Origin of the sequence: Pseudomonas donghuensis, assembly GCF_000696345.2 — a bacterium.
Taxonomy (GTDB): Bacteria; Pseudomonadota; Gammaproteobacteria; order Pseudomonadales; family Pseudomonadaceae; genus Aquipseudomonas; species Aquipseudomonas donghuensis.
Window position 1 is genome coordinate 3721770 of sequence record NZ_CP071706.1, and the last position, 25520, is coordinate 3747289.

Below are 25520 nucleotides of genomic sequence, written 5' to 3' on the forward strand. Positions count from 1 at the left end.
CTCGCTGATACCGATGTACACCCGCGTACCGGTCAGCGTCGGCAGCAGCATCGCCGAACCGTGTGGGAGCGGGCTTGCCCCGCGATGCGGCCAGCAAAACTTGCCGCGTCATTCATTCGTTACCACCGCCCGCCACACATCGATTCCGCATCTTGCGTATGACCACCACACGTTTGCACATCTGGCGAAATCTTCGGCTGTTGATCACGAGCAGCGCCGACAGCGGAACCAATAGAGAAAAGACGGAAAACAGCTTATGAGGCGTTCTCTCGACAGTTGAAATCACGGCGAGAAGACAAGCCAATAGAAGCCCGACGATCACCCAGACTCCCCATACCCGCCCCCGGATAAGGATGTAGCTGCCAAAGGAAAGCAAAAATGCGGCAGTCACTACCGAGCCGACAGCGTATTCATTTTCATAGGGGTGATTATGGAAAAAACTATACATTACACTCAAAGTGGCAAACGAAAAGGAAGCGGTGGTCAGCAAGATTACGGCTATCAGTCGCGGGAAATAGCGTCGTGTAAAGGTACGAACGCGGAAGAAGGGATTCATTTAACATGCCCTTGGAGTATACGAGCCGAAACCGATGAAGCGAGTAGAACCTTCATCTTCGGACTCTCCACTTTTTACGTTGCTTACGTATCACCACCAGACGTTTGCACATCATCCGGTAACGGCGGCTGTTGATCGTGAGCAGGGCAAACAATGCGGTGATCAACGACACTGCGAAAAACACACGGTTAGTCGATGCCCCGTATGTAGCAAACGTTGCCAGAAGGCTAGTCACGACAAGCGCAACTGTGGTCCAGACAGCGTTGACAAAACCTCTCAGTAACAAGATGTGCGCTAGGAACAATACAAACGAAGCCCCAAGTACCGCCAGCATTACCTGTTCAACGTCATGCAGATAAACACCTAGAACATGCACCGACGCAAAAATCATCGAAAACAGTGCAAGAAAGAATCCGTTTGCAAAGCACGAAAAATATCGCTTCATCCGTTCGACGACTGCAGGAACGAGCATCATTCGTCTACTTCCTCATAAAGCCCCAAGACAATTGTCTGGACGTTAGCGCTGCTACCGATCCCCAATGCCACACCCAATGCATCCTTAATCAAAGTGGTGGTGGAATGCTTGATCTGTGTCGGTGTATATCGCTTAGGTAGATTGCCTAATCGCTGCTGCAACCTGATCTGCTTAGCAGTTAACGAAGGGTGTTTTATCGATAGCAATTCTGCCGTCAAACTCTTTCGCTGTTGACGACTCAGTTCTCTGAACAGATCGAACCAACCTCTACCCGTAGCCATCTTACGAACCTGCAAAAGCCGAAAAATGCTCATAGAAGAAGTTGCCAACCCCATTAACGAAATGGTTTCAAGCGACGACTCAATTAAACGCATGGCGACCATATCGTCTAGGAAATCATTCAGCTCAGGCTTGGCAGCTTCAATGGTGGTTCTAATCCCCCCAATAACACATAGCCCAATTCCTGCCAAAGCGGCCGCTGTGCTCACAACCGAAATCGCCACGCCAACCGGCCCTCCGAAAGCAACAGCAATGGAACCGTTGTACAGCACCCGCCAACCGATGTATGTACTCACGCAGGTTGCGGCAGTACCCAATAGCCTCTCGAAAACTTGAGACTCTCGTGGATCGCTGCTGATCTGCTCCAAGTACTGCGCAGGAGCTAAATACCTTTTCACCTCCCGCAGCACCACCCGCTTAGTCAACACACTACAAATCGGCCGAAACGCCCGCAACGTCACCACGTTGTAGTCCGCATCGATGTACACCACCCCTGCCCCGACAATCCCGGGGTCGGCGTCAATCGCTGCGAACAACCTCGGCACATTGACCAGGCTTTCAATCCGCTGGCGCGCAAAGTACTGCGACGGGCTCGCGCCAAGCCCGCTCATCCTTGAGTCGTTCATGGGGTCTCCTGAAACGTGAAAGCGCCCGCAAACCCGAAGGTTGCAGGCGCTTGAGCGGCCTAGTTTTAGCAGCTAAAAATCAACGTTTCAGAAGCGTATTTTTGCCGGGTATGTCGTCCTACACACTCAAAACAAGAATAAAAACAATGCCTTGTAGGAAGAAACCATTGAGGCTCTTGTAGACGTATTACCCCGCCGTTGTTTCCACCGGGTCAATCACCCGCAACGCTACGTTTGAGCTCAGTTCGACCAGGCAGAGCAGGTGCGAAGTTCCATCACCGCCGAAGAACTTGTCCGCTCGATCGCCGGTCAGTTTTTCCTGGAACTTGAACGGTGTCGTGATAATCCGCTTGATATCTTCCTTGAAGCTCTCGGTATTGGCGTTGATCCATTCGGCTGCCTTGCGTCGCTCGGCAATCGGCGCTTTGGGCGTGCCTGTGCTTCTGAGCAAGACGGCAGGATCGATATCAAGGTCTTCGGTGTTGTAGCGCATGAACACATGGCACAGCTCCTTACCCTGGTGGTCAGCAACCGCCACGCGCAAGTTGTACCCGCCCCTCCTCGCCTTGCACGCCTGCTCGGTTGCATCAACGCCAACCTCCCAGTGCACCTGGCCTCTGATTTCGCCTCGTTCCATATCGATCTGGTTTTCGATGAACGAGTACACCGTTCTGTTCACCCTGACCCAGCCGAGCTTCCCGGCACCGGATATGCACAAATAGCGGTGCTGAGGCTTGAACTCGTGGGGTGCCTTGCCGACGGACCAGGTCAACAGCTCTTCGCCTTTTAACGAATGTTGAAGCTTGGCGTTTTTTTCATCGTAGCGAGAAACGATGGTGCACTTTCTGGGATTGGACTGCGGCCGCTTGGCCAACTCCGAGCGAACCTCGGCATCGATTGCCCGCTCGCCGCGTTGCGCACTTGCGCGCGATTTCTCGGCAGCAATCAAGTCGCGATCCAGTTCTTCGGCCTGCTTGCGCAACGCATCATATTTGCCAGCCAGCGCCTGCGCAGCATTGTTAACCGACTCCAGAAAGCCCGGTGTCAACAAGGTGGCCTTACGCTCCATCTTCGCCACCAGCGCCTCAACGCCCTTGCTGACCCCGCGAACGCGAACGTTGGCTTCAAAATTCGCACTCGCACCCCGCTCGGTAAAATTCTGGCTGCCCAAGGTCACAAAGCGGTCCTTGGCGACGACCATCTTCGCGTGAAGATTGGGCAGGTAGTAAACCGGGATCTTTTTCTTCAGGAGGGCTTTGATGGCACTGTAACTGGAGGCACCCGACGCAAGCACCTGCACATTGACCAGCGTATAGACCTTGGCACTTTTACCCAGTTGGGCAATCTCCAGCGCTGCCGAACCGGTCAGATAGGGCGAGAAAATCTTCAGATCTACCTTGTCGTTTTGCAGCTGCGTTTTTATCAGCGGCACGATATTGCTAGTGAACTTCAATCGTCGGCATCCTTGTTCGAACCTTTGCCGATAGTACTACATTGCCACTACTTGACGATTAGCCCAAAATCCCGCCCCCAGCACGCCCAAGCCGCCCTACAAGGAAACCGCCATGGCCCAGCCCCTGCTCAATGCCTTCATTGCATGGATGAGCGCCAACCTGGACAGCGCCACCTTCGCCCATCAGTACCAGAACCGCATGAGTGACAAGCCCTGGCACTGCAGCAGCCTGTTCAATGCGTATGAAAAATACCACTGGCCGCACCCGGCAATAGAGCACCTGGACGTCGACAAGGGCAGCAACATCACCAGCAACACCCGCGCGCTGGCGGCGCTCCAGCAGCAACTGCAACGCGCCCTCGCGCCCGCGCCCGAAGACCAGGCCGCCAGCCGCGCAGCCATCGATGTGATGATCTGGGGTGGCGTACAGAACGGTAACGTCAGCTGGCTGACCAACAACTGCGACGGCCTGGCCAACCTACTGATCAGCACCCGCGACGCGATCGACAGCGGTGAATTGAATCACTCGGTACTGGTTGACCCCGAGCTGCGCTTCAATGCCGGCATGACCAAGGTCTACTCGCTGATCTGCAAGCAACTGGTGATCTACGACAGCCGCGTTGCAGCCGCGCTGGGTTGGGCAGTGGTGAAGTTCTGCCAGCAGGCGAACCCCAAACTTACCCAGGTGCCGCCTGAGCTGGCCTTCCCCTGGGCTGCGGCCAGGCCGACCAAGGGCATATCCAAGCAGCGCGATCCGTCCCAAGGCAACTTGCGGTTCCCATCATTGCAGCCCGGTACGGTGCATGCGCAGTGGAACATTCAGGCCAGCCGGATACTGGCCGCCGTACTCGCCCACGCCAATGCCAAGGACAGCGGCTTCAACAAGCACGACGATTCGGGTGGCAGCCCGTTGCGGCGTTTGGAAGCGGCATTGTTCATGATTGGCTATGACCTGGGCGGCGGCGCTGCGACCGCTATGGAGACAGAGGCCAGCCAAAGCGCGATGCCCGCGCCAACAGCGGGATGGGTCGAATGCTGGACGCCCAGCCATCGCAAGCCTTTTCACTACCGCGTGACCGGTCAGGGCTTCGAGACCCACGGCAAGAGCATCACCCGCTACCCGCTGCAGGTGGTCAACGATACCCTCAACTACCTGTGGCGGCAGTTCGGCCGCGGGAAGTTCCCCCTGGCCAACAGTGCCGACGGTGTGCCGGCCGGCACCAGCGAAGAAGGTATCGGTACCGCTTACTACCATGCAATCAACCGGCAACAGCGGGTGCCGGAGTCGAGCCGCCTGGCTGCCATCCTTGAGGACCTCGGGGTGATTCAGCTAGTGAGCCGTGGGAAAAAGCACTGGCTGCTGAACCTGGAGTTGCTGGAAGCTAACGATAAAGGCACCCTGGATATCGCGCCGCTGTTGCTGCGCCTGCTTGAAGACCAAGCGCAGGACTGACCTCACGATATGCAACGGTGACCGGCCCCACATGGCCGGTGACCCCGCTGCCCATGCTATTGGCAGCCAGGACAATCGAGCAGCTATTGCTCTCAAGGACGTTGATGAACCAGCAAAGCATTGTGCGGTACTGGCATGCGGTTGAACTGCTGCAACCGCAATCGGTCCCGAAGCTGAAAAAGCGCGACGACGACTATCAGCCTTATTACCACGACATCCCCGCCACGGCCCGGGTACTGCCCTGGATGCCGGCCAGTGTATTGAGCACGCAGACGCTGCCGAAAAAACGCGTCTGGAGCCACACCCTCTATGCTCACCTGTACGACAACCTCGATGTCGCCAAGCAATTGGAAGCGCTCTACGGTGCCGACCAGGGTTACAAGGAGCCGCAGCGCCGCGAATCGGCTCTGTTTGCGCTGAAGTTCAGTGCCGACGGGGTAATGATTGCCGACAGCCTGGTGCTCTCCAGCGAGGCCTGGTTCGTGGGGTGCGCCATCGCCGGTGAAGACTGGACCCGTGGTTTCGACGACGCCCAGGACCGCGCCCGTGAGCAGGCCAATATGCTGTTGGGTGGCGTGGTAACGGCCGACAGCCTTGAGCGGATGACTGACTATATACGCCAAAGTCTCGGCCTCGATGGCTTTTTCGGTGACCTGAACCAACGACGCCACCGGTTTCGCTCGGCCCCCATCGACCCGAAGAAACCCGAGCAGGAGGACGATCCGCTCAACAGTTTCCTGCTGGGCGACCTGGCCGATGTGGCCGAGGCAGTAGCCCGGGGCACGATCAGCCAACCGTTGGCGCACTACCTTCAGCAACATGACGCCGGTAACCGCCTGCACCTGGATACTCCACAAGCCTCCCTGGCGCTGATTGATCGCCTGTCCCCTTCCCGCTACGCCCCCGGCTGCTGGCCCGCGGAACGGCACCTGGGTCTGGTGCACTCGCAACAGGTGGCGGTCAACAGCATCTTGCAGACACTGTCTGACGCCTCCGGCGTACTGGGCGTCAATGGCCCGCCTGGCACCGGCAAAACTACCCTGCTGCGCGACCTGATTGCCGCCGTGGTGACTCAGCGCGCCGATGTACTGGCGTCGTTCAACCGGGCCTCTGATGCCTTCGTCAAGGACGGTCGCGAAACGGCCAATGACAGTGGCCGCGAGCGTGCAGCCTACCGGCTGGTGCCTGAGTTGTTCGGCTTCGAAATGGTGGTGGCCTCCTCCAACAACGGTGCAGTCGAGAATGTCACCTTGGAGCTGCCGCAACGCGACAAGATCGACCCCTCGTGGCTGCCCGAAGCGGAGTACTTCAGTCACCTCGGTGAGCTCACCAGTGGCAAGCCGGCATGGGGCATGATTTCTGCCGCGCTGGGCAGCAAAGCCAAACGCACCCAGTTCGTCAAACGCTTCTTTTATGGTGAGCAGCCGACCAAACCGACAAAGCCCATGGCAGACGCCGCAGCCCAGGTTGACCTTGAAGAGCTCGATGCCCTGGCCCAGGACGAAGACCTTGACAACACTGAGCACGAACAGGCCAACGAAGCGCCTGTGGTCGATGCTGCAGAACCGGCGCAACGGCCAAAGGGCTTCCTTGGCTGGTTGATGAGCGCCGCAGTATCGCCCGAGGAACGCCCAAGCACCTGGCAGGCCGCCGTGCAGCAGTACAACGAAGCCAAGCGCAACGAGCAAGCGCTGCGAGCCCGCGCCTGCGCGATCATCGACCTGATCAAGGCAGTGATCAGCGCCAAAACCCGAATCGCCGAGAAGGAACAGCAACGTCTGGACCACTTGGCCAAACGCCAAGGCCTGGAAAGCGAACAAAGTGCCCAGGAAACCAAGACCCTGACGCCTGCACGGAGCACACTCGAAACCCAGCTCCAGGCCCTGCAAGCCCACCTGAAAACCAAGCCCGGCTTCTGGGCCAACCTGTGCAGTTGCTGGGCGTCCCACCGCGCCTGGTCGGCGCAGCAGCGCTTGCTCGACGCCAGCCATGCCCTGGCCAAGGACGCGTTTGACACTGCCCAGCGTCAGGTGCAGCGCCTGGTTGCACAGGTGATGGAAGTGAACAAGCAACTGGCAAGCGACGAGCAAGCGCTTGCCGCCCTCTACCAGCACGCCACCTTGCAGATTGACAACGCCCGACGCCTCGCCGAGGAAGGCCAGGCCGCGCACCTGTTGGCCTGGCTGGACACCGGCGAGATCGGCCGCGGTGACGTCATCGAGCTGCTTGAGCCCTGGGTCCTTGAAAACTGGCGCCAAGCCCGCGCCAAGGTGTTCATCGAAGCCCTGAGCCTGCACCGCACCTTCTTCCAGATCGAAGCCAAACGCCTGACCGCCAACCTGTACTTCATCACCAGCGTACTCACCGGCGGGCGCTACCAGGGCGTGTCGCGCGAGCTCGTGCGTTCAGCCTGGGCTTCGTTGTTCATGGCCGTCCCGGTGCTCAGCAGCACCTTCGCATCCTTTGCCCGCTCGTTCGGCAGCCTCGGTTGCGGCGAGATCGGCTGGTTGCTGGTCGACGAAGCCGGCCAGGCCACTCCGCAAGCCGCCGTCGGCGCCTTGTGGCGCGCACGCCGGGCCGTGCTGGTGGGCGATCCGCTGCAGCTCAAACCGATTGTCACCGTCTCCGACGCGGTGCTGGAACACATGCGTTGTCGCTACCAGGTCGATGCCCATTGGCTGCCCAACCGCCAGTCCGCACAAACCTTGGCAGACCAAGCCACCCACTGGGGCAAAATGGCCGGCCCGCGTGGCCAGAAGTGCTGGGTGGGTTTGCCGCTGGTGGTGCATCGTCGCTGTGACCGGCCGATGTTCACCCTGGCCAACCGCATCGCCTACGACAACGCCATGGTCTACGGCACCCTCGCCCCCTCGGCAGAAAAAGAAACCCGCGCCAGCCTGTTGACCGGCTGGATTCAGGCCAGCGGCCCCTCCTCCGGCAACTGGGTACGCAACGAAGGCATCGCCCTCAAACAGCTGTTGGCCAGCCTCAAGGCCGATGGTGTACCTGAAGACAGCATCGCCGTGATCACCCCCTTCCAGGATGTGCGCCAACGGCTGAGCAGCTTTTTGCCACGCAAAATCGTCTTCGGCACCATCCACACCATGCAAGGCAAGGAAGCCGCGGTGATCATCCTGGTGCTGGGCGGCAACACCGAAAGCCCTGGCGCCCGCGACTGGGCCGTGTCCGAGCCGAACCTGTTGAATGTCGCCGCTACCCGCGCCAAGCGGCGCCTATATGTGATTGGTGATCGCAACGACTGGCAAGGCCGCTCGTTGTTCTGCGAGGTGATGCAGCTGTTACCGACGCAGCAGCAGGTGGTGCTGAGTCCGGCGGGCAATACGACTGTTTGATGAGTGCGGGGGCCAGCGTGGTGGAGTGCCACGCTGGAGCGCTTCAGCGTTGAGCCACTGACTACTGCTCAGCGCCCATTCCGTGCGCCACATCCTCCACCAACGCCTTGGCCATGCCGCTGAGGTAATGCGACGCCCAGACCAACGCCGCGTCATGCTCGATCCCGGCTTGCAAGGTCAGGCGATGCACGCAGCCCATCAGCACGGCCGACTGCTCCAGAGCGAACGCCGCACTGTGGCCGGGTTCGACGCGGAACAGTCTTTGTGTGGAGTGTCCACTTTCGCCGTTACCGAAGGAAGCGATGCCGGCTGTCTTAGAGGTGGTAGCTGGATTCAAATCCTCATCCATTGATAGGTCTCCCTGCTGAAATCGCTAGCCCGCGTTGCTGAACGGTGTCGTCAGCAACGCGGGCGCCCGCTTATTGGCAGCTCAGTGGCGTGACTGCACCTTGCTCAAGGCCACTTCGACCAGAGCGCGGGCGTGTTCGATTTCGTGCATGGTCGCCAAGGTGAGGACCTGGCCGGGAGGTTTGGGATGGAGCAGGACGGTTTGCTGGGCGATGGTCAAGGCGCAGACCAGGTATTCGGAGGTCTGGACGAGAAGGTCTTCGAGGGATTGGTTGGGGTGATGGGGTGGGTCGGGGACGATTTTTAACATAGCGAACTCCTTTGCTTTAGGGAGCCGCCACACATCTGCTGTCAAACAAAAGGTGGCAGCCATACGTGGGTTGACAGACCGGCAAAGCAAAGGAAAACCCGGCGCACACGAAGGTGCCCCACGTACAGCCGCCATAACGCGTGCACATGCGGATTCACTTTGAATTCGGTCTGTCAAAACCGGTCGTTGAATTAGCAACGACTGGCGGAGACTAGAGCGCTGAAGGAACCACTGCAATGGCTTGAAGGCGGTGGGAGTATGATTGGGAAATGGACTACAGGGAATCAGGAAATTCTGAAGAATTTGAGGGGCGGATGTTCATCGGCAAGGTCATCGAAAAGAACGGCAAAAGCCTGCCAGAGTGCTCAGGCCGTTCGCCATTTACTAGCGTTTTGCCATAAAATGGCCGGTTGCCGAAAGAACCGTCATGGCCATAGCCATGAAGGGCTTTCATTCTTCCAAATAACTGTGGTGAAGATGAACAAGCCTTTCATTTCGCTGTGCCCGGAAATTACTCGGGCACACGCACTAACGCTCATGGATTGGTTGGAAGATGAGCGCGTTACCTGCTACTTGAGCGATTCGCGTCATGTCTCCCGCTCCATCGAGCAAGTTATCGATCGGACCCAATTGCCGATCCTGACCCATCTATTCAACCGGGGCGGCCGATTCTTCATGGCCTACGACCGGCATGATGCCCCGGTGGGCTTTGTCCGTCTCATCAAGACCGGCCCTAACTGCGAGATCGTCCTGGTCATCGGAGACAGCGACAAATGGGGCCGAAACCTCGGCGCGCGCACAATCCGCGAAGGCATGAAACTGGCCTTCCTCGACATGCGCGCCGAGAAGCTCATCGCCAAGATCCACCCCGACAACACCCGCTCGCTGAAAGCCTTTGTGCGCAGCGGTTTTCTGCTTGAAAGCGAAACGCCGACATTGAAGTCATTTTCCATGACGGCGGCGCGCTATCTGCAGTTCTTGCGCGAAGGTGCCGTTGCCGACTCCACTGAGATCTACATCACCGAAATCGACAAGGCCAGGCTCGAGAGCCTGATCGCGCTCGAGCAAGGCCCGGCGGTTGTTGAACTCGAACATGAGCTTGAGCGAGCCATTGTCGTCACGCCGCAGCAGGTGGCGCGCAATGTCGTCACGATGAACTCCAGGGCCTTGCTGCAGCTGGACGACGAAGAGATCGAAGTGGCCCTGGTCTACCCTGAAGACGCGGACAGCAGCGCCGGAAAGTACTCCGTGTGCTCCGACATCGGCGCCGCCATCCTCGGCTATCAGGAGGGGGACGCCATCGACTGGCGAGTTTCTGACCGGACCCGCCGGATCGGGATCAGGAAAGTGCTTTACCAGCCGGAGGCTGCGGGCGATTTCCACCTGTAATTGCGCCTTTAACTAAGTGCTCCATCAGGCACGAAGATCCCCAACGATTTCCGTGCCTGATGCAGACAGGGTGGACAAGGTCAGGACTTGGCCAGAGGACCTCCTTCCTGCGCTCAATTTGGTAACAGCAAGTAGGACCAATCCTTCATTTTCGTAGGATCTCGCGGTATGGTTGCTGGCGATATGCCAGACCTGTAAGGACGCGAGATGCAATTTTTCTGGGTGAACCTAGGTACAACGCACAAGGAGGCCAGGGCCGGCAATTTTCTCTGGGCCCCGCTGAGTTCGCGTACACAATCCGGCAAGGTGCAAACCCGTCGCCACTGGGACAACGTCGGTAAGGTTAAAGCCGGAGACTTGATCTTCTGTTACCACGACAACTACCTACGCGCGATTGCCAAAGCCGAGCGCGATGCCTACCAAGCCGAACGCCCTCCAACTCGCTCGTTCAACGAGTGGAGCAACCAAGGGCACCGAGTCGATATCACCCTCACCGACCTCAAGCACCTCTTACGCAGCGACGACATTGCACCCACCTACCAGGCGCAATTCGATGCCCGCACAGAGCCATCGTTGTTCAACAACAAAGGCAGTGTGAATCAGATCTACATGGCGCAGTTGCCTGCCGATGCTGCGCTGTATTTGTTGGAACAAGCCGAGGTTGTTGCTGACTACGAAGACCAGCTCGTAGATGCCGGATCGCCAGGAAAAAGCCCTTCCGTTACGACTCGAGAAGCGCTCGTAAAGGCTCGAGTTGGCCAAGGCGCGTTTCGAACAGGGCTGCTCAAACGCTGGGAGAAAAAGTGTGCGTTGACCGGGCTAAAAAATCCCAACCTCCTCGTCGCCTCGCACATTCAAGCTTGGGCCTTAGCCGACAACAAAGCCCGACTGGATACAGACAACGGGTTGTTGCTGGCCACCCACATTGATCGACTCTTCGACTGTGGATTGATTTCTTTTGGTGAGGATGGGCGACTGCTGATCAGCGACGATTTGACAGCGGAGGAACACAAAATCCTAGGGCTGGACCAATACACATCGATTCCCACCTTGACTGAGGGCAATCGCCACTACCTTGAGAAGCACCGCAAGCGATTTAGTTTTGCGTAGGGGGCGTTTTCCAGATCGAGTAAACTCCGCTCCATAGATTTTCTGATCTACACAGTCCTTTTTGCCCGAAATCAAAATCAATTGACAAGGCAAAAGATCTGCAACCATAGAACCTCAGGCTTCAAGGGGACAATGGTTGGTTTGCTTAGTATCTCGGACTCAATGTGCTCGACCAGCCCCTGAGGAAACCAATATTGAACAAGGGTGAGACGGGGGTTCAAATCCCCCCGGCTCCACCACTTCAACATCTAAAGACGTCCACGGGCGTCTTTTTTTGTGCCTGAAACTCAGCAAATACGGGGCTTTTAGCACCCTCAAGATCCGTCAGCGTCTATAGACATCCATGCAAACGTGTATTCCAAGTGGTATTCCAAGATCCCAGCTGGTAATTTTTGGAATACACAAACAGCATTGGAATACACCATGGGTGCCCAAGCCACGCGTCTTTCAGACCTGAAAGTCAAAGCCGCCAAACCTAAGGAAAAGGACTACACGCTGACTGATGGCAACGGCCTTCAAATGCGAGTGAGAATCAATGGCTCAAAACTGTGGAATTTCAACTATATCCATCCCATAACCAAAAAACGGATCAACATGGGACTAGGCACCTTCCCCGAGGTGAGCCTAGCCCAAGCACGCAAGCGAACCGTTGAGGCTAGGGAGCTTGTCGCTCAAGGGATTGATCCGAAGGAACAGCGCAATGCTAATCGGCAGGCAAAAAAAGCCGCTACCGAACACACCTTCCAGAATATCGCGACGGCTTGGTATGAGTTGAAAAAAGACTCAGTGACGCCAGCATACGCCGAGGACATTTGGCGTTCCCTGACACTGCATATCTTCCCGGACCTCAGCACCACCCCGATCTCCGCCATCACAGCACCTCAGGTCATCAACCTGCTCCGGCCGCTCGAAACCAAGGGCAGCCTTGAGACCGTTAAACGTCTGACGCAGCGGCTCAATGAGATCATGACCTACGGGGTCAATTCAGGACTGATTCACGCAAACCCGCTCAGCGGGATCCGTTCCGTTTTCAAGAAGCCAAAGAAAAAGAATATGGCGGCGCTCCCTCCCGATGAGCTGAAAGAGCTCATGGTGGCGATTGCCAATGCGAGCATCAAAAGAACGACTCGTTGCCTGATCGAGTGGCAGCTCCACACCATGACCCGGCCAGCCGAGGCAGCGACTACCCGCTGGGAGGACATCGACATCGAGAAGAAGATCTGGACGATTCCCGCTGAACGCATGAAGAAACGCCGTACACATATCGTCCCGCTCACGGAACACGCTCTCGCGCTACTGGAAGCAATCAAGCCATACAGCGGACATCGTGAATACGTATTCCCCGCAGACCGGAATCCTCGCACCCACTGCAACAGCCAAACCGCCAACATGGCGCTGAAGCGCATGGGTTTTGAAGGGCGCCTGGTCAGCCATGGCATGCGCTCAATGGCCAGCACCATTCTCAATGAGCATGGCTGGGATCCTGAACTGATTGAGGTGGCGCTTGCCCACGTCGACAAGGACGAGGTCCGCAGCGCCTACAACCGGGCGGACTACATCGAGCGCAGACGCCCAATGATGGCTTGGTGGAGCGAGCACATACAGGAAGCAGCTACCGGAAACCTTTCGATGTCTGCTATCAAGGAAAATCGGGACAGAAAGGTCGTTCCGATACGCTGATTAGTTAGTGTCAACCGCCGCAAAGTAGCAACAGGCAACAACCAGCCGATTCTGTTGAAAAAGTCCCGCCGTGATTTTTTGCCTATGAAGAACGTGAGCGACGTTGAAACCTAGTTCGCTCAGAAGCGGAGCTGTCTTAGTTTTTACGTAGCCGCGCCGAAATCGAGCGTTTGTTGATCTGTCGAAAAACAGCGCTCTCAGAAACCGACTTTTTCAACAGAATCGGCTAATTGAAGACGTTCGTAATGCTGGGCATGTATTTCATGCAATGTCACCATGAATGGCCCTCCCCCGCACGAGCCTTGCTCGGCTGGCGTAAGGAGCATTCGAGTTAGGCCAAAGGCTAACTGCCAACTCTGGCGGAAATACCCCAAAATGCAGGATGGCAATTTGCAACTGCTCCGGCTAGTGTAGCGATTGTCGGCATCCCCTAGACCGTGAAAATGGATTTTCAGCCATGTGGCATGACAACGAGACAGCGATTGATTACCTGAATTTCGGCGTAGTGGCTGATGCATGCGCAAGCATGCTGACGCGAGCCGAAGGAGAGCCAATTTCCATTGGTGTTTCCGGTGGATGGGGAGCTGGTAAGTCGTCTTTGGTGAAGATGATTGCAGCACGACTGAAAGCCCCCGCCGAAGCTGCAGTTGATGCGGGCGACAAGCCACGCAATACCTTTGTTGTCCTCACTTTCAATCCGTGGCTGTACCAAGATTTCGAGTCTGCTCGCAGTGCTCTGCTTCAGATCGTAGGTGATGAGATTGTTCGGCTTGCCAAAGAGAATCAGACCATTGCTGATAAGGTCACTGAGCTATGGCGCCGCATCAACCTACTCAGGATTGCCCAGCTGAGTGGTGAGGCCGCGCTGACATTGACGACTGGGATTCCGGTCGGGGCTCTCGGTAAAACGCTTAACGCTATCGCAGGCTTCTTCTCCTCTCCGGAAAACCCAGGCGAGGTAGCAGTAGATGCTGAGGGCATCGCGTCGGCGGCCAATGGTTTGCTGAAGCCAAGCGAACCGTTCTCTATGCCGGCGCACATCCAGGCCTTCCGAGACACTTTGGAGGAGCTTCTCGCCGAACTCGAAATAACCTTGGTGATTTTCGTCGACGACCTGGATCGATGCCTCCCACAAACCGCAATTTCAACGCTCGAATCCATTCGCCTACTGCTGTTCATTCGCCGTAGCGCATTCGTCGTAGCGGCCGACAACGACTTCATCAAGGCAGCTGTAAAAGTCCATTTCGATGGAGCAGGAATTTCGAGCGACGTTGCCACCAACTATTTCGACAAGCTCATCCAGGTTCCGCTTCACGTTCCACGACTTGGTTTAAATGAGGCGAAAGCTTATCTGGTGTTGCTCCTGCTCGAACGAGAGGCCAAGGCTGGTACGCTCACTCGCGGCCAATTCGAAAGCGCCCTCGAGCTCATTCCTAAAAGGCTGCGAAACAGTTGGAAAGGCGAGACGATTAACCAAGAGTTTCTCTACGAACTGGTCGGAGCAAATGAAGCGCTTCGGAGCTTGATGAACCTTGCGGAGGGGTTGGCTTCACTTCTCCATGGCTCATCAGCAGTCAATGCCAACCCCCGGCTCATGAAACGCTTCCTAAACACTGTTTATCTGCGCGAGGCCCTTTCTGCGCCGCAGGGGATCAAGCTAGATATCGCAGCATTGGCGAAATGGCACATTCTTGAGCGCTGTGATGAAGCACTAGCCGAGGCGCTAGCCGGTCAGGTGCATTCGGATAATGACGGTCGAGTGCAGATCCTTGCTGAGGCAGAAGGTGCGGCCGCTAGCCAAGCTGGATTGCCCGATCCCTTCAAAGACAACCCCTTCACTCGGCAATGGCTCCAGTTGCCACCTGCACTCGGTACTGAGGATCTACGTCCGCTGCTTCATCTGAGCCGTGACTCGGGTACTCGTGATTTCGGCGATGACAACATGACGCCCGATTCAAGAAAGCTTCGTGACGCTCTGAAGACAGCAACTAGCGCGCATCAATCTCTCACGGATCTCATGAGCAAGGTCGGACCTGATCAGACCGAGATGGCGATGACTAAGGCATGGCAGAGCTGCGCCACAACACGCTCTTGGAAGCGCAACAACGAAATCTTGATGCTCATCGAGTGCTGCAAGGCCTTTCCCGAGCTCGGAAGAAAGGCGGCTAGTTTGTTGGACCAAGCGCCTTTAAAACAGGTCGGACCCGGCATCATTCCTACCCTAGGCGCTCAAACTTGGGCACGCGAGGTCTTGGAGCGTTGGAAGGATCTTAACGAACTGACTAAGGCAACCAAGAATGCGATTGTGAATCTGGAGGCGAAGCGCTGATGGGTACTTCAACATCCAGTAGTGGCGGTCGGTCGGGCTCTCCTTTTGACCCAGAATGGCTTACTCCAAATGGAGCGGCACCTAGCGGCTCAGGTGGTGGGGACGAATCTAGTTCTGACCAGGACGAAGCCGGTGGTGCTCCTGCCAGCGATGCACCCGCGGCACCCGAGAACGTTATCGCTCCGGATCGCCGCTTTGGTCCTGCACGCTCGCAATTGGGCTCATATCTTGGAAACGGAAGCCGCGACGATCTCCGTGGTGCGACCCGGAGCATGGTGTCAAAAGGAATGGGAGGAGCAAGCCGCGCTGCTTCGACCATGCGTGGCACAGCCAGGGGGGCTGGGGCTCTCGGTCAGTTTCTGGTAGCTGCTCGCGAGGGTACCGACCAGCAAGTGACGGACTGGGTCGCGCGGTGTCGATCGGCCAATCTCTCCGCTTCTGACTTGGCGCTTGAGGTTTTGAAAGAGGTCATCTCCGGATCGGGCAGCATTGACGAGGAGTCTTTGCGTGACGCCGGCGCTGAGGCGCTGGCCAAGCTCTACGAGAATCATCCGGATGTAGACATTTTTGATCTGACGGACGCACAAATTGCCGAAGTGATTGGGCTGACAATCGCTATCCAAATCTGCCAGCGCATCGATATGCAGCTCGGGCAGACCTACGAAAAACTCAAGCATGACCCTGCTCAGATCCAAGAGCGCCGAGCAGACATAAGGGAATGGGTCTGGGCAGAGGTACGGGTGGTCCTGGAGGAGAAGAAAGCCTCGTATGCAGACCCTAAGAGTTTGGCTCAGTCAGTCCTTCAATCCGCGTTGCAGGTGTTTGCCGAATGAACAAGGTTCTGTGCTCCAAAGTGGAAAGGATCCCGCAGCAGCTGCAAGCAGACGAGCGAGTGTTCTCCTATTTCAAGGGAGCCAATCGAAATGGCGTCGGCGCAATTGCCAACCGTTGGCATGGCTCATTGAAGAGATCGGGGTTCCGACCATCGCCGGCAGTTTGGGACTTCGTTCAATTCTGTCTTGCTGTCTGCAGTGCTGACCTTGCTAGCCCCCGAAGCACCAGTGCAGATGGATGGACCCGTACGATCCAGCTCACAGTGGGGCTTTGCGAACCGCTACGGTGGATTCCTCTCAAGCGTCGCCTTGAGGAAATGCTCAAGGTTTTAACTGGCGACTATTGGACCCTAATTTTCAACGACGCAGGGGTTGAGCCGCCTGAGGGCGATGGTATCTATCTCCAGAACGACTGTGTGTCTTTGCTATCAGGTGGGCTCGATAGTCTAATTGGCGGCATCAATTTGGCCGCGGAACAAAGACGTCCTCTGTTCGTTTCGCAGCTTGCGCATAAGGACTCAGCACGGCAGCGGGACTATGCAGGGTTGCTTGCGGGTGCTGGTTCGCATTACCAATGGAGCCATGGCATCAGCTTCAAAGGGGCACGCGAGGCTTCGACTCGTGCTCGATCCTTGGCATTCTATGCTTTTGCCGTGCTCGCCTCGACGAAGATCAATCTGCCCAGGCCGCAAATCTATATTCCTGAAAACGGGTTTATCTGCACCAACCCTCCATTGGTCCCTGGTCGAGTCTCGAGTCTGAGTACACGCACGACCCATCCGCTTTTCATCGGCACGCTTCAAAGCGTGCTTGATGAGCTAGGGATATCCGTTGAGTTGATACTGCCTTATCGTTTCCAAACCAAAGGCGAGATGATGCGGAGCTGCCTCGACCAGGATAGGTTGAGAGAGCTGGCTTCGGACTCCACAAGCTGCGGGCGCTTCAGGACTTATAATCGCCAGCACTGTGGTCGTTGTGTGCCTTGCCTGATCCGTCGAGCAGCTTTCCTGGCATGGGGACCGGGGACCGATCAAACCAACTATCGCTTTCCGTCAGTAGTAGGTAGCGATAAGTCAGGCGGCCCTGATGATCCCATGGCCGTGGCTCTGGCTGTGCTCGATGCCAAGCAGAGAGGGTTGGATCGATTCCTGGGCGGCACACTGGCCTTTGCATCTATTGAGGAGCGTCCAAGCTATCGTCGAGTCCTGCAGCAGGGGCTTGCTGAGCTGGAAGCTGTTCTTGTTCGGGACCAACTGCTTTGATCGACTTCCATTGCCATGTAGATCTCTACCCGAAAGCTAGGAACATACATGCCGAGACCCTGAGCCGCAACGCATTCACGTGGCTGGTAACCACAAGCCCGAAGGCTTTCCAAGCAACGAGCTCGGTGCTTGGCCATCACGAAGCAATGTTGATCAGCCCAGGCCTTCACCCTGAGATCGTCGGTGAGCGCTTTCAGGAGTTGGATCTCCTAACAGAACTAATTGACGGCGCTATTGCTGTCGGTGAAATCGGTTTGGATGGTTCTAAGCGTTACGCTCCTACCTACCTAAAGCAGAAGCAAGTCTTCGCTGCTGCGGTAAAGCGATGCCATGACCTGGGCGGACGAGCACTCAGCATCCACTCTAGGCAAGCAGTTCCAGATGTGTTGGCTGTACTCAGTGAGTTCCCTCACCACGGAATTCCGGTGCTGCACTGGTTTACCGGAACGGCATCAGAGCTCAAGGCCGCTGCTGGACAGGGCTGCTGGTTTAGCATTGGCCCCGCAGCTTTCAATTCCACGGCTGGGAAGGCGCTAGCCAAGAAGCTTCCGAAGGATAGGGTCCTTCCTGAAAGCGATGGGCCTTTCGCGCAGTTGAAAGGGAGTCCGGTGATGCCCTGGGATTTCGACATTACCGTCAATCTGCTGAGCGAGGCTTGGGCACTACCACCGCTAGAAGTTCGGCACCAGTTGTTGAGTAACGCCAAGGCTCTGCTTATCAAGATGGGTTGCAAAGCTTCAGCACACATCCCCATCCAGTAGCTCAAAATAGCTCGGTGCCTAGCTAGCCGGCCCAAGCTTTCACTGTATTAAGGTGATTCTGATGCTAATGAAAAACCTAAAGTCACTGCACGAAAGCATGAAATCTCAGACGAATGCTCACGGAGATGTAATTGAGCTGCAGCGTTTCAGAAGCGTGCAGGGCGCAGCTGTATTTGAGTGCATTTTCTCCACGGGAGAAAGTCCCTATAAGCTGTCGCTGACTTCACGTGGAACAGAAAGTCACCCGAAGTCCGAATTCTTTCTGTTTGATGTGTCCGACGAGTACACCATCCCCAACTATTTTCATGGGGATACTCATCCGAGACTACTTGAGCTTCTAAAAACGCTGGGAGGTCTGACAGGAAATCGGCTTTATCCCGCAGACTTCTTGGCACAACTTGACGCCAATGTTCCCGTATTGGCAACCGTTCCGGCTATCCCAAGCTCAGACTATATGCTCACGAACCGTCCGGATTTGACCGATGAGCGTGACAGGCCATATTGGAGTCATTGGTCCAAGCCGCGCAGCAAAGCTGATGGGTCGCCTGGACAGGTCTCCTCTGAAAACCAAGAAAAGACAGCGGCACTACTTGGCTCGGCAGCTCTGACCTATAGCCGAACGATGCGGATGTCCTCGTGCTGGAGTCCGGTGCCAACAAATAAGAACTGGCGTCAGCCTAGCTGAAAGGCTTCTCACCTGACCGTTCTGCTCATTCCTAATATGCCAATGCCTGGCTAGCAAGGAGCTGCTATGCCCACTATTCGCAAGCTGATTCTTCAGAACTTCAAGCAGTTTGGTCGGCTGGATCTGGAGTTTGATGAGCGCCATAACGTTCTGATTGGTGATAACGAGACAGGCAAGAGTTCTGTGCTTCTTGCTCTGGACTTGACATTAAGCGGCAGCCGAAATCGAGTCGAGAACCTCGGGTTTGAGGCCTTGTTTTGCAAGCCTACCATCGAGGCGTTTCTTGATGGTCCGCGCCGCGTCGACCAACTGCCGACGCTCGTCGTCGATGTGTTCCTGGCGGAAGGCCAAGACGAGGGTCTCTACGGTGTTGGCAATCTGGCAGGCCAGGAGACGGATGGTATTCGGCTGGCAATTGAGCCGGTGCAGGACTACGGCGCGGAGATTCAAGCAGTGCTTGGTCAGCCAGGTCGTAATTTTCCATTCGAGTACTACGCCGTTAGGTTCCAGACCTTCGCCCGAAATCCTTATGCGAGCTTCAACCGACCTGTTCGACATCTCCTGCTAGACAGCTCTCGCATCGACAGCGACTACGCTGCTCGGGAATACACAAGCTCAGTGTTCCACTTCCATGCCCCGGTGGAGGCTCGATATCAGCTGGAAAATGCGTATCGCATGGGGAAGTCGAACTTCAAGGACAACCATCTGGCTGGGCTTAACGGAGAACTAGAGGGCTTCCAGTTTGAGGTTCGCTCCGGCGCTCGCTCAAACCTCGAAACCGACTTGGTGATTTCAGAGGACGGTATTGCTCTGGAGCATCGAGGCAAGGGGCGGCAGTGCTTCATCAAGACTAGCTTTGCTCTCAACACGCGCCGGGCCCAAGCTGGCTTCGATGTCATGCTGCTTGAAGAGCCTGAAAACCATCTAAGCCATACCTTGATGAAGCGATTGGTCAACGAGCTCTCCAAGAAAGACGGAACGCAGCTCTTCATCGCGACCCATAGTAGCCACATCTGCTCCCGCCTTGATTTGCGCAACGCGTTGTTGCTCGGGCCAGGTCAGCGTAGTGGCACGCTCAGACAGCTGTCCGACGATACCGCCGCCTTCTTTATGAAGGCTCCTGACAACAATGTTCTTGAGTTCGCCCTGTCCCGCAGGGTAATTCTTGTCGAGGGCGATGCAGAGTTCATCCTCCTAGAGGCCTTTTACGCGAAGCTGGCGGGGCGCCTTCCCGCCGAAGACGATGTCCATGTAATTTCTATCGGTGGTACTAGCTTCAAGCGATATTTAGAGCTGGCAGGCCTGTTGAACATTAAGGTTGCAGCGATAAGAGATAACGATGGCAGCTACGAGGAGAACTGCGTTGAGAACTACGCTGACCTAGTGACCGAGCATGCCAGAGTCTTTGCTGATACTGACAACCAGCGCAGTACCTTTGAAATAGGTCTGTATGCCGACAACACGGCCATCTGTGACGAGTTGTTTGCTCCAGGGCGAAAGACCTTGACCCCTCAGCAATATATGCTGGCGAACAAAGCAGAAGCAGCATTTGAACTGCTGGACAAGAAGGCGGATGAGCTGGTTGTTCCTGGCTACATTATGGAGGCAATCGCGTGGCTAAGGGCGTGATGTTTGCGGTTGCAGGTTCTGGCAAAACCACGACGCTCATCGAGCGCCTGACCCTAGACCAGCGGGCATTGATCATCACCTACACAGAGAACAACTACGCCCACCTGCAGCGCAGCATCATCCGAAAATTCGGATTTGTACCTCCCAACATTACCCTGTTTACCTACTTTGGGTTCCTTAACGGCTTCTGCTACAGGCCGCAGCTTGAGCTGGCTTTGGGTTCGCGTGGGCTGAATTTCAGAACGCCGCCTGCCCACACACGGACATTTGCTCGTACTCAGATGGAGTACTACAAAGATGGCAAGGGGTATCTATTCCACAACCGCCTGGCCAAGCTGCTTCAGGTCAAGGGGACAGTCCCACGGCTCATTGCACGAGTTGAGCGCTTCTACGACCAGCTTTTTGTCGATGAGGTCCAAGATTTCGCGGGTCACGACTTTGATCTTTTGCTCGCCCTGATGCCTGCCCAGGTGGATATCCTGTTGGTTGGCGATTTTTACCAGCACACTTTCGATACCAGCCGAGATGGCCCCACTAACCGCACACTGCATGACAACATTCAGCGCTACGAGCGCCGTTTTAGTGATGCGGGCGTTCAGGTTGACAAGGAAACCTTGAGCCACAGCTGGCGTTGTGGAACCACTGTGTGTGACTTCATTACGACCCATCTCCAGATCAATATCGGATCACATAGGGACGATGAAACGGCGATTATCCCTGTGATAACTCAGGATCATGCCGACGCCATTCATGCCGACCCGGAGGTGGTGAAGCTCTTATACCAGGAGAGCTACAAGTACGGATGCCATGCATTCAATTGGGGAGCGAGCAAAGGCATGGACCACTTCCAGGATGTGTGCGTTGTACTGAGTGACAGAAACTGGAAGCTCTATCTTCGAGGCACCTTTGAAGGTCTGCCTGCCCAGACGCGTAACAAGCTCTACGTGGCCTGCTCCCGTGCGCGAGGCAATCTCTATCTGGTGCATGAAAAGTACTTCAGAACCTTTAAGGCCACCTGACCTGAGGCGTGCATGTGCCTTGTGAACAGTGGAGGCTACAGCTGCCTTAAAAAACGCCGCGCTTGCTCAAAGCTACAATCAGCAACAACATAGATCTACACATCAGTTTCTATTAACTTGGGTTCGCTCGACAGCGAACGGACCGCTCGTTGAGCTGCAATTTTTTCAACGATCGAGTCTCTATGAGTCAAGCTATGCTTGATAATCGAAGATCTTGGCAAAACCAACCGAACTGGCGCCGGAAGCAGTTCGAAAGCCTTTTCTACTGCGAGAAGGAAAAACTCATCGTCTTTCAAGCGATCATGAGTAACAGTCAGCAGCCCATCAACTAAAACCTTTTCAACAGCAGGCCAATGCTTCTCTACCCGCGAGACCGCAGCGGTAGCCCCCTCCCCAACGCTTTCAAGCACCGCACCCTTTGCAGAGGCTACAGCATCGCTTGCGGAAGACACTTTCTCCGTGACCACCTCTGTCAGAGCTTTCGCTTTATTCGCAATAAATCCAAACATACCCATCCATTCCTTGAATAGTCGTTACGTATAAGAAATCGGCGCCCAATCATTGAACTTTAGCGCTCCGAAGCGCTATGCCGTAAACCGCTGGGCTAGCGTTAAAACAAAATCTAACCCGTTAGCCTTCGAATTTTACTAAGACGCTTTTGAAGAGGAAAATCGAATGATGTCCCGAAAAAGTCCCACGCATGAAAAAGCCCAATCTTTTCGGATTGGGCTAAGTCATTGAATTTAATGGTCGGGACGGAGTGATTCGAACACTCGACCCCTTGCACCCCATGCAAGTGCGCTACCGGGCTGCGCTACGCCCCGACTGGGCTTGAAGCATGTTCCCCTAGTTGCTGAGAACGTTGAAGAATGTACCCTAACCTTTTGAATTATGGAAGCATTTTTTCCAAAATTCCGGGCCCGATAAGGGTTACTTCTTCAGCACCACCAACACGTCTTCCAACTCGACAATCATCTGCCGGATCAGTTGTTTGTACTGAGTGGTGTCGTCCTTGGCTTCATCGCCAGAGAGGCGCAGGCGCGCCCCGCCGATGGTGAAGCCTTGGTCGTACAGCAGCGCGCGGATCTGGCGGATCATCAGCACGTCTTGGCGCTGATAGTACCGCCGGTTACCGCGGCGCTTTACCGGGTTGAGTTGCGGGAATTCCTGCTCCCAGTAGCGGAGCACGTGCGGTTTTACCGCGCAAAGCTCACTCACTTCACCAATGGTGAAGTAGCGTTTGCCTGGAATCGGCGGAAGCTCGTCGTTATGACTTGGTTCCAGCATAGGCCTCAACTCGGGCTTTCAACTTCTGCCCTGGACGAAAGGTGACGACCCGACGTGCCGTGATCGGGATTTCTTCCCCAGTCTTGGGGTTACGGCCCGGCCGCTGGCGCTTGTCGCGCAGGTCGAAATTGCCGAATCCGGACAATTTGACCTGCTCGTTGTCTTCTAGAGCGTGCCTGATTTCCTCAAAGAACAGCTCGACCAATTCCTTGGCCTCGCGCTTGTTCAGGCCCAGCTCCTCGTACAGCCGTTCGGCCATCTCAGCTTTCGTCAGAGCACCCATACGCTATTTCCTTAACGTGGTGTTCAACCTTTGTTCGAGCGAGGTGAGGATGTTCTGGGTTGCAGTATTCACCTCTTCATCATTAAGAGTGCGCGATGGATGCTGCCAGGTCAAGCCGACGGCCAGGCTTTTTCTATCAGGATCAATACCTTTACCCTGATAAACATCAAACAGCCTGAGGTCCGTGAGCCATTCGCCTGCATTGTCACGAATTACTTCAAGCACCGAGCTCGAAGCAACATCACGTCCTGCCACCAAGGCCAGGTCACGACGCACTTCCGGGAATTTCGACAGCTCGCTGAACTTCGGCAGGCGGCCTTCGGCCACTTCACCCAGGACCAGCTCGAAGACGTACACCGGACGGTCCAGGCCCAGGGTCTTGGCCAGCTCAGGGTGGATGGCACCCAGGTAGCCGACTTCGCGACCGTCACGCTCGATGCGTGCGGTCTGGCCCGGGTGCAGCGCCGGATGTTTGCCTGGCACGAAGCTGAACTCGGCCAGCGAGCCGGAGAAGCCCAGCAGCGCCTCGACATCAGCCTTGACGTCGAAGAAGTCGATGCTGTCGCGACCGTTGGCCCAGCCTTCCGGCAGGCGGCTGCCGCAGACGACACCGGCGAGCATTGGCTGCTGCTCGAGGTCGCCCAACTGGCCGACGAAGCGCAGGCCGCTTTCGAACAAGCGCACGCGGTCTTGCTGACGGTTGAGGTTGTGCTGCAGCGACTTGACCAGGCCCGGCCACAGGGAGGCACGCATGGCCGCCATGTCGCTGGAGATCGGGTTGGCCAGCAGCAGCGGCTCGACGCCCGGGCTGAACAGTTCGAACAGTTTCGGGTCGATGAAGCTGTAGGTGATGGCTTCCTGGTAACCACGGGCCACCAGCAGGCGGCGCAGCGCTGGCAGGTCGCCACGCGCTTCGGCCTTGGCCTGCGGGGCCAGGCGCGCTTGCGGGTAACGTACCGGCAGGCGGTTGTAGCCGTACAGGCGCGCCAGCTCTTCGATCAAGTCGACTTCCAGGCTGATGTCGAAGCGATGGCTAGGTACTTCGACCTGCCACTGCCCTTCCCCGGCGGTGGTTTTCAGGCCCAGGCCGTTGAGCAGTTGCTCGACGTCGGCGCTGGCCATTTCCATGCCCAGCATCTGGCTCAGGCGCTCGGCGCGCAGGGTGATGGGTGCAACCTTGGGCAGGTGCGCTTCGCTGGTCACGTCGATCACAGGACCCGCTTCGCCGCCAACGATCTCCAGCAGCAGAGCGGTTGCGCGCTCGATGGCTTCGCGCGCCAGTTGCGAGTCGACGCCACGCTCGTAGCGGTGCGAGGCATCGGTGTGCAGGCCGTAGGAACGCGCCTTGCCAGCGACGGAGATCGGCTCGAAGAAGGCGCTCTCGAGGAAGATGTCGCGGGTGCCAGCGGCAACGCCACTGTGCTCGCCACCCATTACGCCGGCAATGGCCAGGGCGCGGCTGTGGTCGGCGATCACCAGGGTGTCGGGACGCAGGGTGACTTCCTGGCCGTCCAGCAATACCAGCTTCTCGCCCTCTTCCGCCATGCGCACACGGATCCCGCCGTTGATCTCGGCGAGATCGAAGGCGTGCATCGGCTGGCCGAGTTCGAGCATCACGTAGTTGGTGATGTCGACGGCAGCGTCGATGCTGCGCACGTCGGAGCGACGCAGACGCTCGACCATCCACAGCGGGGTCGGCTTGGACAGGTCGACGTTACGGATAACGCGGCCCAGGTAGCGTGGGCAGGCCGCTGGCGCCAGCACTTCAACCGGACGCACTTCGTCGTGGGCGGCGGCAACGGCCGGCACTTGCAGGCGGGTAACCGCTACGTCGTACAAGGCACCGACGTCACGCGCCAGGCCAGCTACAGACAGGCAGTCGCCACGGTTCGGGGTCAGGCCGATCTCGATGCTGGCGTCGTCCAGGTCCAGGTACACGCGAATGTCTTCGCCAACCGGGGCGTCGGCAGCCAGCTCCAGCAGGCCGTCGTTTTCTTCGCTGATCTGCAGCTCGGCGGCCGAGCAGAGCATGCCGTTGGATTCAACACCACGCAGCTTGGCCTTCTTGATCTTGAAGTCGCCCGGCAGTTCGGCGCCGATCATGGCGAAGGGGATCTTCAGGCCAGGGCGCACGTTAGGCGCGCCGCACACTACCTGGAAGGTCTCGCTGCCACTGCTGACCTGGCACACGCGCAGCTTGTCGGCATCGGGGTGCTGTTCGGTGCTCAGCACCTCACCGACGATGATGCCGCTGAACTGGCCGGCGGCCGGGGTGACGCTGTCGACCTCAAGGCCGGCCATCGACAGACGGGCGACCAGATCGTCACGGGATACCTGCGGGTTGACCCAACCGCGCAGCCACTTTTCACTGAATTTCATCCTGCTCTCCTGAAAGATTCG

At 56.7% G+C, this 25520-nt stretch carries 21 protein-coding genes, 1 tRNA gene and 1 pseudogene; 12 read left to right on the top strand and 11 right to left on the bottom strand.

What is annotated here, in order from left to right; genetic code table 11:
- Positions 1 to 112 precede the first annotated feature (112 nt).
- The 4 genes from BV82_RS17330 to BV82_RS17345 all read right to left on the bottom strand — a co-directional run bounded on the left by BV82_RS17330 (position 113) and on the right by BV82_RS17345 (position 3389).
- On the bottom strand, positions 113 to 556 hold the full coding sequence (locus tag BV82_RS17330; RefSeq protein WP_145997609.1) for a hypothetical protein: 444 nt from the start codon (positions 554 to 556) through the stop codon (positions 113 to 115).
- Positions 557 to 608: 52 nt separating this feature from the next.
- Complete coding sequence (locus BV82_RS17335; RefSeq protein ID WP_010222392.1) at positions 609 to 1031, bottom strand: hypothetical protein; 423 nt, start codon at positions 1029 to 1031, stop codon at positions 609 to 611.
- Entirely contained in the window at positions 1028 to 1936 is a 909-nt protein-coding gene (locus BV82_RS17340; protein WP_010222393.1) for a hypothetical protein, read from the bottom strand. Before BV82_RS17340 ends, BV82_RS17335 begins: the two co-directional genes overlap by 4 nt.
- A 187-nt stretch (positions 1937 to 2123) precedes the next feature.
- On the bottom strand, positions 2124 to 3389 hold the full coding sequence (locus tag BV82_RS17345; RefSeq protein WP_036996246.1) for a phospholipase D-like domain-containing protein: 1266 nt from the start codon (positions 3387 to 3389) through the stop codon (positions 2124 to 2126).
- 112 nt (positions 3390 to 3501) lie between these two features.
- Here BV82_RS17345 and BV82_RS17350 point away from each other — a divergent pair, with 112 nt between their 5' ends.
- Positions 3502 to 4842 (top strand): hypothetical protein, encoded by a 1341-nt coding sequence (locus BV82_RS17350; RefSeq protein ID WP_200874280.1) that lies wholly within the window; start codon positions 3502 to 3504, stop codon positions 4840 to 4842.
- A gap of 104 nt (positions 4843 to 4946) precedes the next feature.
- Positions 4947 to 8195, top strand: a complete 3249-nt coding sequence (locus tag BV82_RS17355) for a DEAD/DEAH box helicase (protein WP_036996247.1) — start codon at positions 4947 to 4949, stop codon at positions 8193 to 8195.
- Between the two features lie 61 nt (positions 8196 to 8256).
- Here the strand turns inward: BV82_RS17355 and BV82_RS17360 are convergent, their stop codons facing one another.
- Together BV82_RS17360 and BV82_RS17365 are read right to left on the bottom strand one after the other, a co-directional pair.
- Positions 8257 to 8544 (bottom strand): DUF3077 domain-containing protein, encoded by a 288-nt coding sequence (locus tag BV82_RS17360; RefSeq protein ID WP_081839692.1) that lies wholly within the window; start codon positions 8542 to 8544, stop codon positions 8257 to 8259.
- Between the two features lie 81 nt (positions 8545 to 8625).
- A complete protein-coding gene (locus tag BV82_RS17365; protein WP_036996248.1) occupies positions 8626 to 8853 on the bottom strand; it encodes a hypothetical protein in 228 nt (75 codons plus the stop codon).
- 427 nt (positions 8854 to 9280) lie between these two features.
- On the opposite strand from BV82_RS17365, the pseudogene BV82_RS17370 reads away from it, so the two are divergent.
- From BV82_RS17370 to BV82_RS17415, 10 genes and pseudogenes are all read left to right on the top strand, one after another.
- Positions 9281 to 10242, top strand: a pseudogene (locus BV82_RS17370) (bifunctional GNAT family N-acetyltransferase/nucleoside diphosphate kinase regulator).
- 207 nt (positions 10243 to 10449) lie between these two features.
- On the top strand, positions 10450 to 11352 hold the full coding sequence (locus BV82_RS17375; protein WP_036996250.1) for an HNH endonuclease: 903 nt from the start codon (positions 10450 to 10452) through the stop codon (positions 11350 to 11352).
- Positions 11353 to 11775: 423 nt separating this feature from the next.
- Positions 11776 to 13032 carry an integrase domain-containing protein gene (locus tag BV82_RS17380; RefSeq protein ID WP_036996251.1) on the top strand — a complete coding sequence of 419 codons (1257 nt, stop codon included), beginning with the start codon at positions 11776 to 11778 and terminating at the stop codon, positions 13030 to 13032.
- Positions 13033 to 13489: 457 nt separating this feature from the next.
- Positions 13490 to 15361, top strand: coding sequence for a KAP family P-loop NTPase fold protein (locus BV82_RS17385; protein WP_036996252.1), 1872 nt, complete (start codon positions 13490 to 13492; stop codon positions 15359 to 15361).
- Positions 15362 to 15753: 392 nt separating this feature from the next.
- Entirely contained in the window at positions 15754 to 16194 is a 441-nt protein-coding gene (locus tag BV82_RS17390) for a hypothetical protein (RefSeq protein ID WP_200874281.1), read from the top strand.
- A complete protein-coding gene (gene qatC, locus BV82_RS17395; RefSeq protein WP_036996255.1) occupies positions 16191 to 17456 on the top strand; it encodes a Qat anti-phage system QueC-like protein QatC in 1266 nt (421 codons plus the stop codon). The genes BV82_RS17390 and qatC overlap by 4 nt, the downstream gene beginning before the upstream one ends.
- On the top strand, positions 17453 to 18217 hold the full coding sequence (qatD, locus tag BV82_RS17400; RefSeq protein ID WP_036996256.1) for a Qat anti-phage system TatD family nuclease QatD: 765 nt from the start codon (positions 17453 to 17455) through the stop codon (positions 18215 to 18217). Before qatC ends, qatD begins: the two co-directional genes overlap by 4 nt.
- A 61-nt stretch (positions 18218 to 18278) precedes the next feature.
- Positions 18279 to 18902: a DUF6037 family protein gene (locus BV82_RS17405; protein ID WP_145997610.1), complete on the top strand. Its 624-nt coding sequence runs from the start codon at positions 18279 to 18281 to the stop codon at positions 18900 to 18902.
- Positions 18903 to 18968: 66 nt separating this feature from the next.
- Positions 18969 to 20531 (top strand): ATP-dependent nuclease, encoded by a 1563-nt coding sequence (locus BV82_RS17410; RefSeq protein WP_036996257.1) that lies wholly within the window; start codon positions 18969 to 18971, stop codon positions 20529 to 20531.
- Positions 20516 to 21550, top strand: a complete 1035-nt coding sequence (locus BV82_RS17415; protein ID WP_036996258.1) for a DEAD/DEAH box helicase — start codon at positions 20516 to 20518, stop codon at positions 21548 to 21550. The genes BV82_RS17410 and BV82_RS17415 overlap by 16 nt, the downstream gene beginning before the upstream one ends.
- A gap of 95 nt (positions 21551 to 21645) precedes the next feature.
- Here the strand turns inward: BV82_RS17415 and BV82_RS17420 are convergent, their stop codons facing one another.
- From BV82_RS17420 to pheT, 5 genes are all read right to left on the bottom strand, one after another.
- Positions 21646 to 22059 (bottom strand): hypothetical protein, encoded by a 414-nt coding sequence (locus tag BV82_RS17420; protein WP_036996260.1) that lies wholly within the window; start codon positions 22057 to 22059, stop codon positions 21646 to 21648.
- A gap of 238 nt (positions 22060 to 22297) precedes the next feature.
- Positions 22298 to 22374 (bottom strand) — tRNA-Pro (locus BV82_RS17425).
- A 106-nt stretch (positions 22375 to 22480) separates the two neighbouring features.
- Positions 22481 to 22837, bottom strand: coding sequence for a MerR family transcriptional regulator (locus BV82_RS17430; protein ID WP_010222411.1), 357 nt, complete (start codon positions 22835 to 22837; stop codon positions 22481 to 22483).
- A complete protein-coding gene (ihfA, locus tag BV82_RS17435) occupies positions 22818 to 23120 on the bottom strand; it encodes an integration host factor subunit alpha (protein ID WP_002553164.1) in 303 nt (100 codons plus the stop codon). Before ihfA ends, BV82_RS17430 begins: the two co-directional genes overlap by 20 nt.
- Positions 23121 to 23123: 3 nt before the next feature.
- Positions 23124 to 25499 (bottom strand): phenylalanine--tRNA ligase subunit beta, encoded by a 2376-nt coding sequence (gene pheT, locus BV82_RS17440; RefSeq protein WP_036996261.1) that lies wholly within the window; start codon positions 25497 to 25499, stop codon positions 23124 to 23126.
- Positions 25500 to 25520: the final 21 nt, after the last annotated feature.

Bases quoted from the DNA above. Each gene is read 5' to 3' on its own strand.
- BV82_RS17355 (WP_036996247.1), top strand. From the start codon at position 4,947: ATGAACCAGCAAAGCATTGTGCGGTACTGGCATGCGGTTGAACTGCTG.
- BV82_RS17420 (WP_036996260.1), bottom strand. From the start codon at position 22,059: ATGTTTGGATTTATTGCGAATAAAGCGAAAGCTCTGACAGAGGTGGTC.
- pheT (WP_036996261.1), bottom strand. From the start codon at position 25,499: ATGAAATTCAGTGAAAAGTGGCTGCGCGGTTGGGTCAACCCGCAGGTA.
- BV82_RS17380 (WP_036996251.1), top strand. From the start codon at position 11,776: ATGGGTGCCCAAGCCACGCGTCTTTCAGACCTGAAAGTCAAAGCCGCC.
- BV82_RS17405 (WP_145997610.1), top strand. From the start codon at position 18,279: ATGCTAATGAAAAACCTAAAGTCACTGCACGAAAGCATGAAATCTCAG.
- BV82_RS17410 (WP_036996257.1), top strand. From the start codon at position 18,969: ATGCCCACTATTCGCAAGCTGATTCTTCAGAACTTCAAGCAGTTTGGT.
- BV82_RS17340 (WP_010222393.1), bottom strand. From the start codon at position 1,936: ATGAACGACTCAAGGATGAGCGGGCTTGGCGCGAGCCCGTCGCAGTAC.
- BV82_RS17375 (WP_036996250.1), top strand. From the start codon at position 10,450: ATGCAATTTTTCTGGGTGAACCTAGGTACAACGCACAAGGAGGCCAGG.
- qatC (WP_036996255.1), top strand. From the start codon at position 16,191: ATGAACAAGGTTCTGTGCTCCAAAGTGGAAAGGATCCCGCAGCAGCTG.
- BV82_RS17365 (WP_036996248.1), bottom strand. From the start codon at position 8,853: ATGTTAAAAATCGTCCCCGACCCACCCCATCACCCCAACCAATCCCTC.
- BV82_RS17350 (WP_200874280.1), top strand. From the start codon at position 3,502: ATGGCCCAGCCCCTGCTCAATGCCTTCATTGCATGGATGAGCGCCAAC.
- ihfA (WP_002553164.1), bottom strand. From the start codon at position 23,120: ATGGGTGCTCTGACGAAAGCTGAGATGGCCGAACGGCTGTACGAGGAG.
- BV82_RS17430 (WP_010222411.1), bottom strand. From the start codon at position 22,837: ATGCTGGAACCAAGTCATAACGACGAGCTTCCGCCGATTCCAGGCAAA.
- BV82_RS17385 (WP_036996252.1), top strand. From the start codon at position 13,490: ATGTGGCATGACAACGAGACAGCGATTGATTACCTGAATTTCGGCGTA.
- BV82_RS17335 (WP_010222392.1), bottom strand. From the start codon at position 1,031: ATGATGCTCGTTCCTGCAGTCGTCGAACGGATGAAGCGATATTTTTCG.
- BV82_RS17360 (WP_081839692.1), bottom strand. From the start codon at position 8,544: ATGGATGAGGATTTGAATCCAGCTACCACCTCTAAGACAGCCGGCATC.
- BV82_RS17330 (WP_145997609.1), bottom strand. From the start codon at position 556: ATGAATCCCTTCTTCCGCGTTCGTACCTTTACACGACGCTATTTCCCG.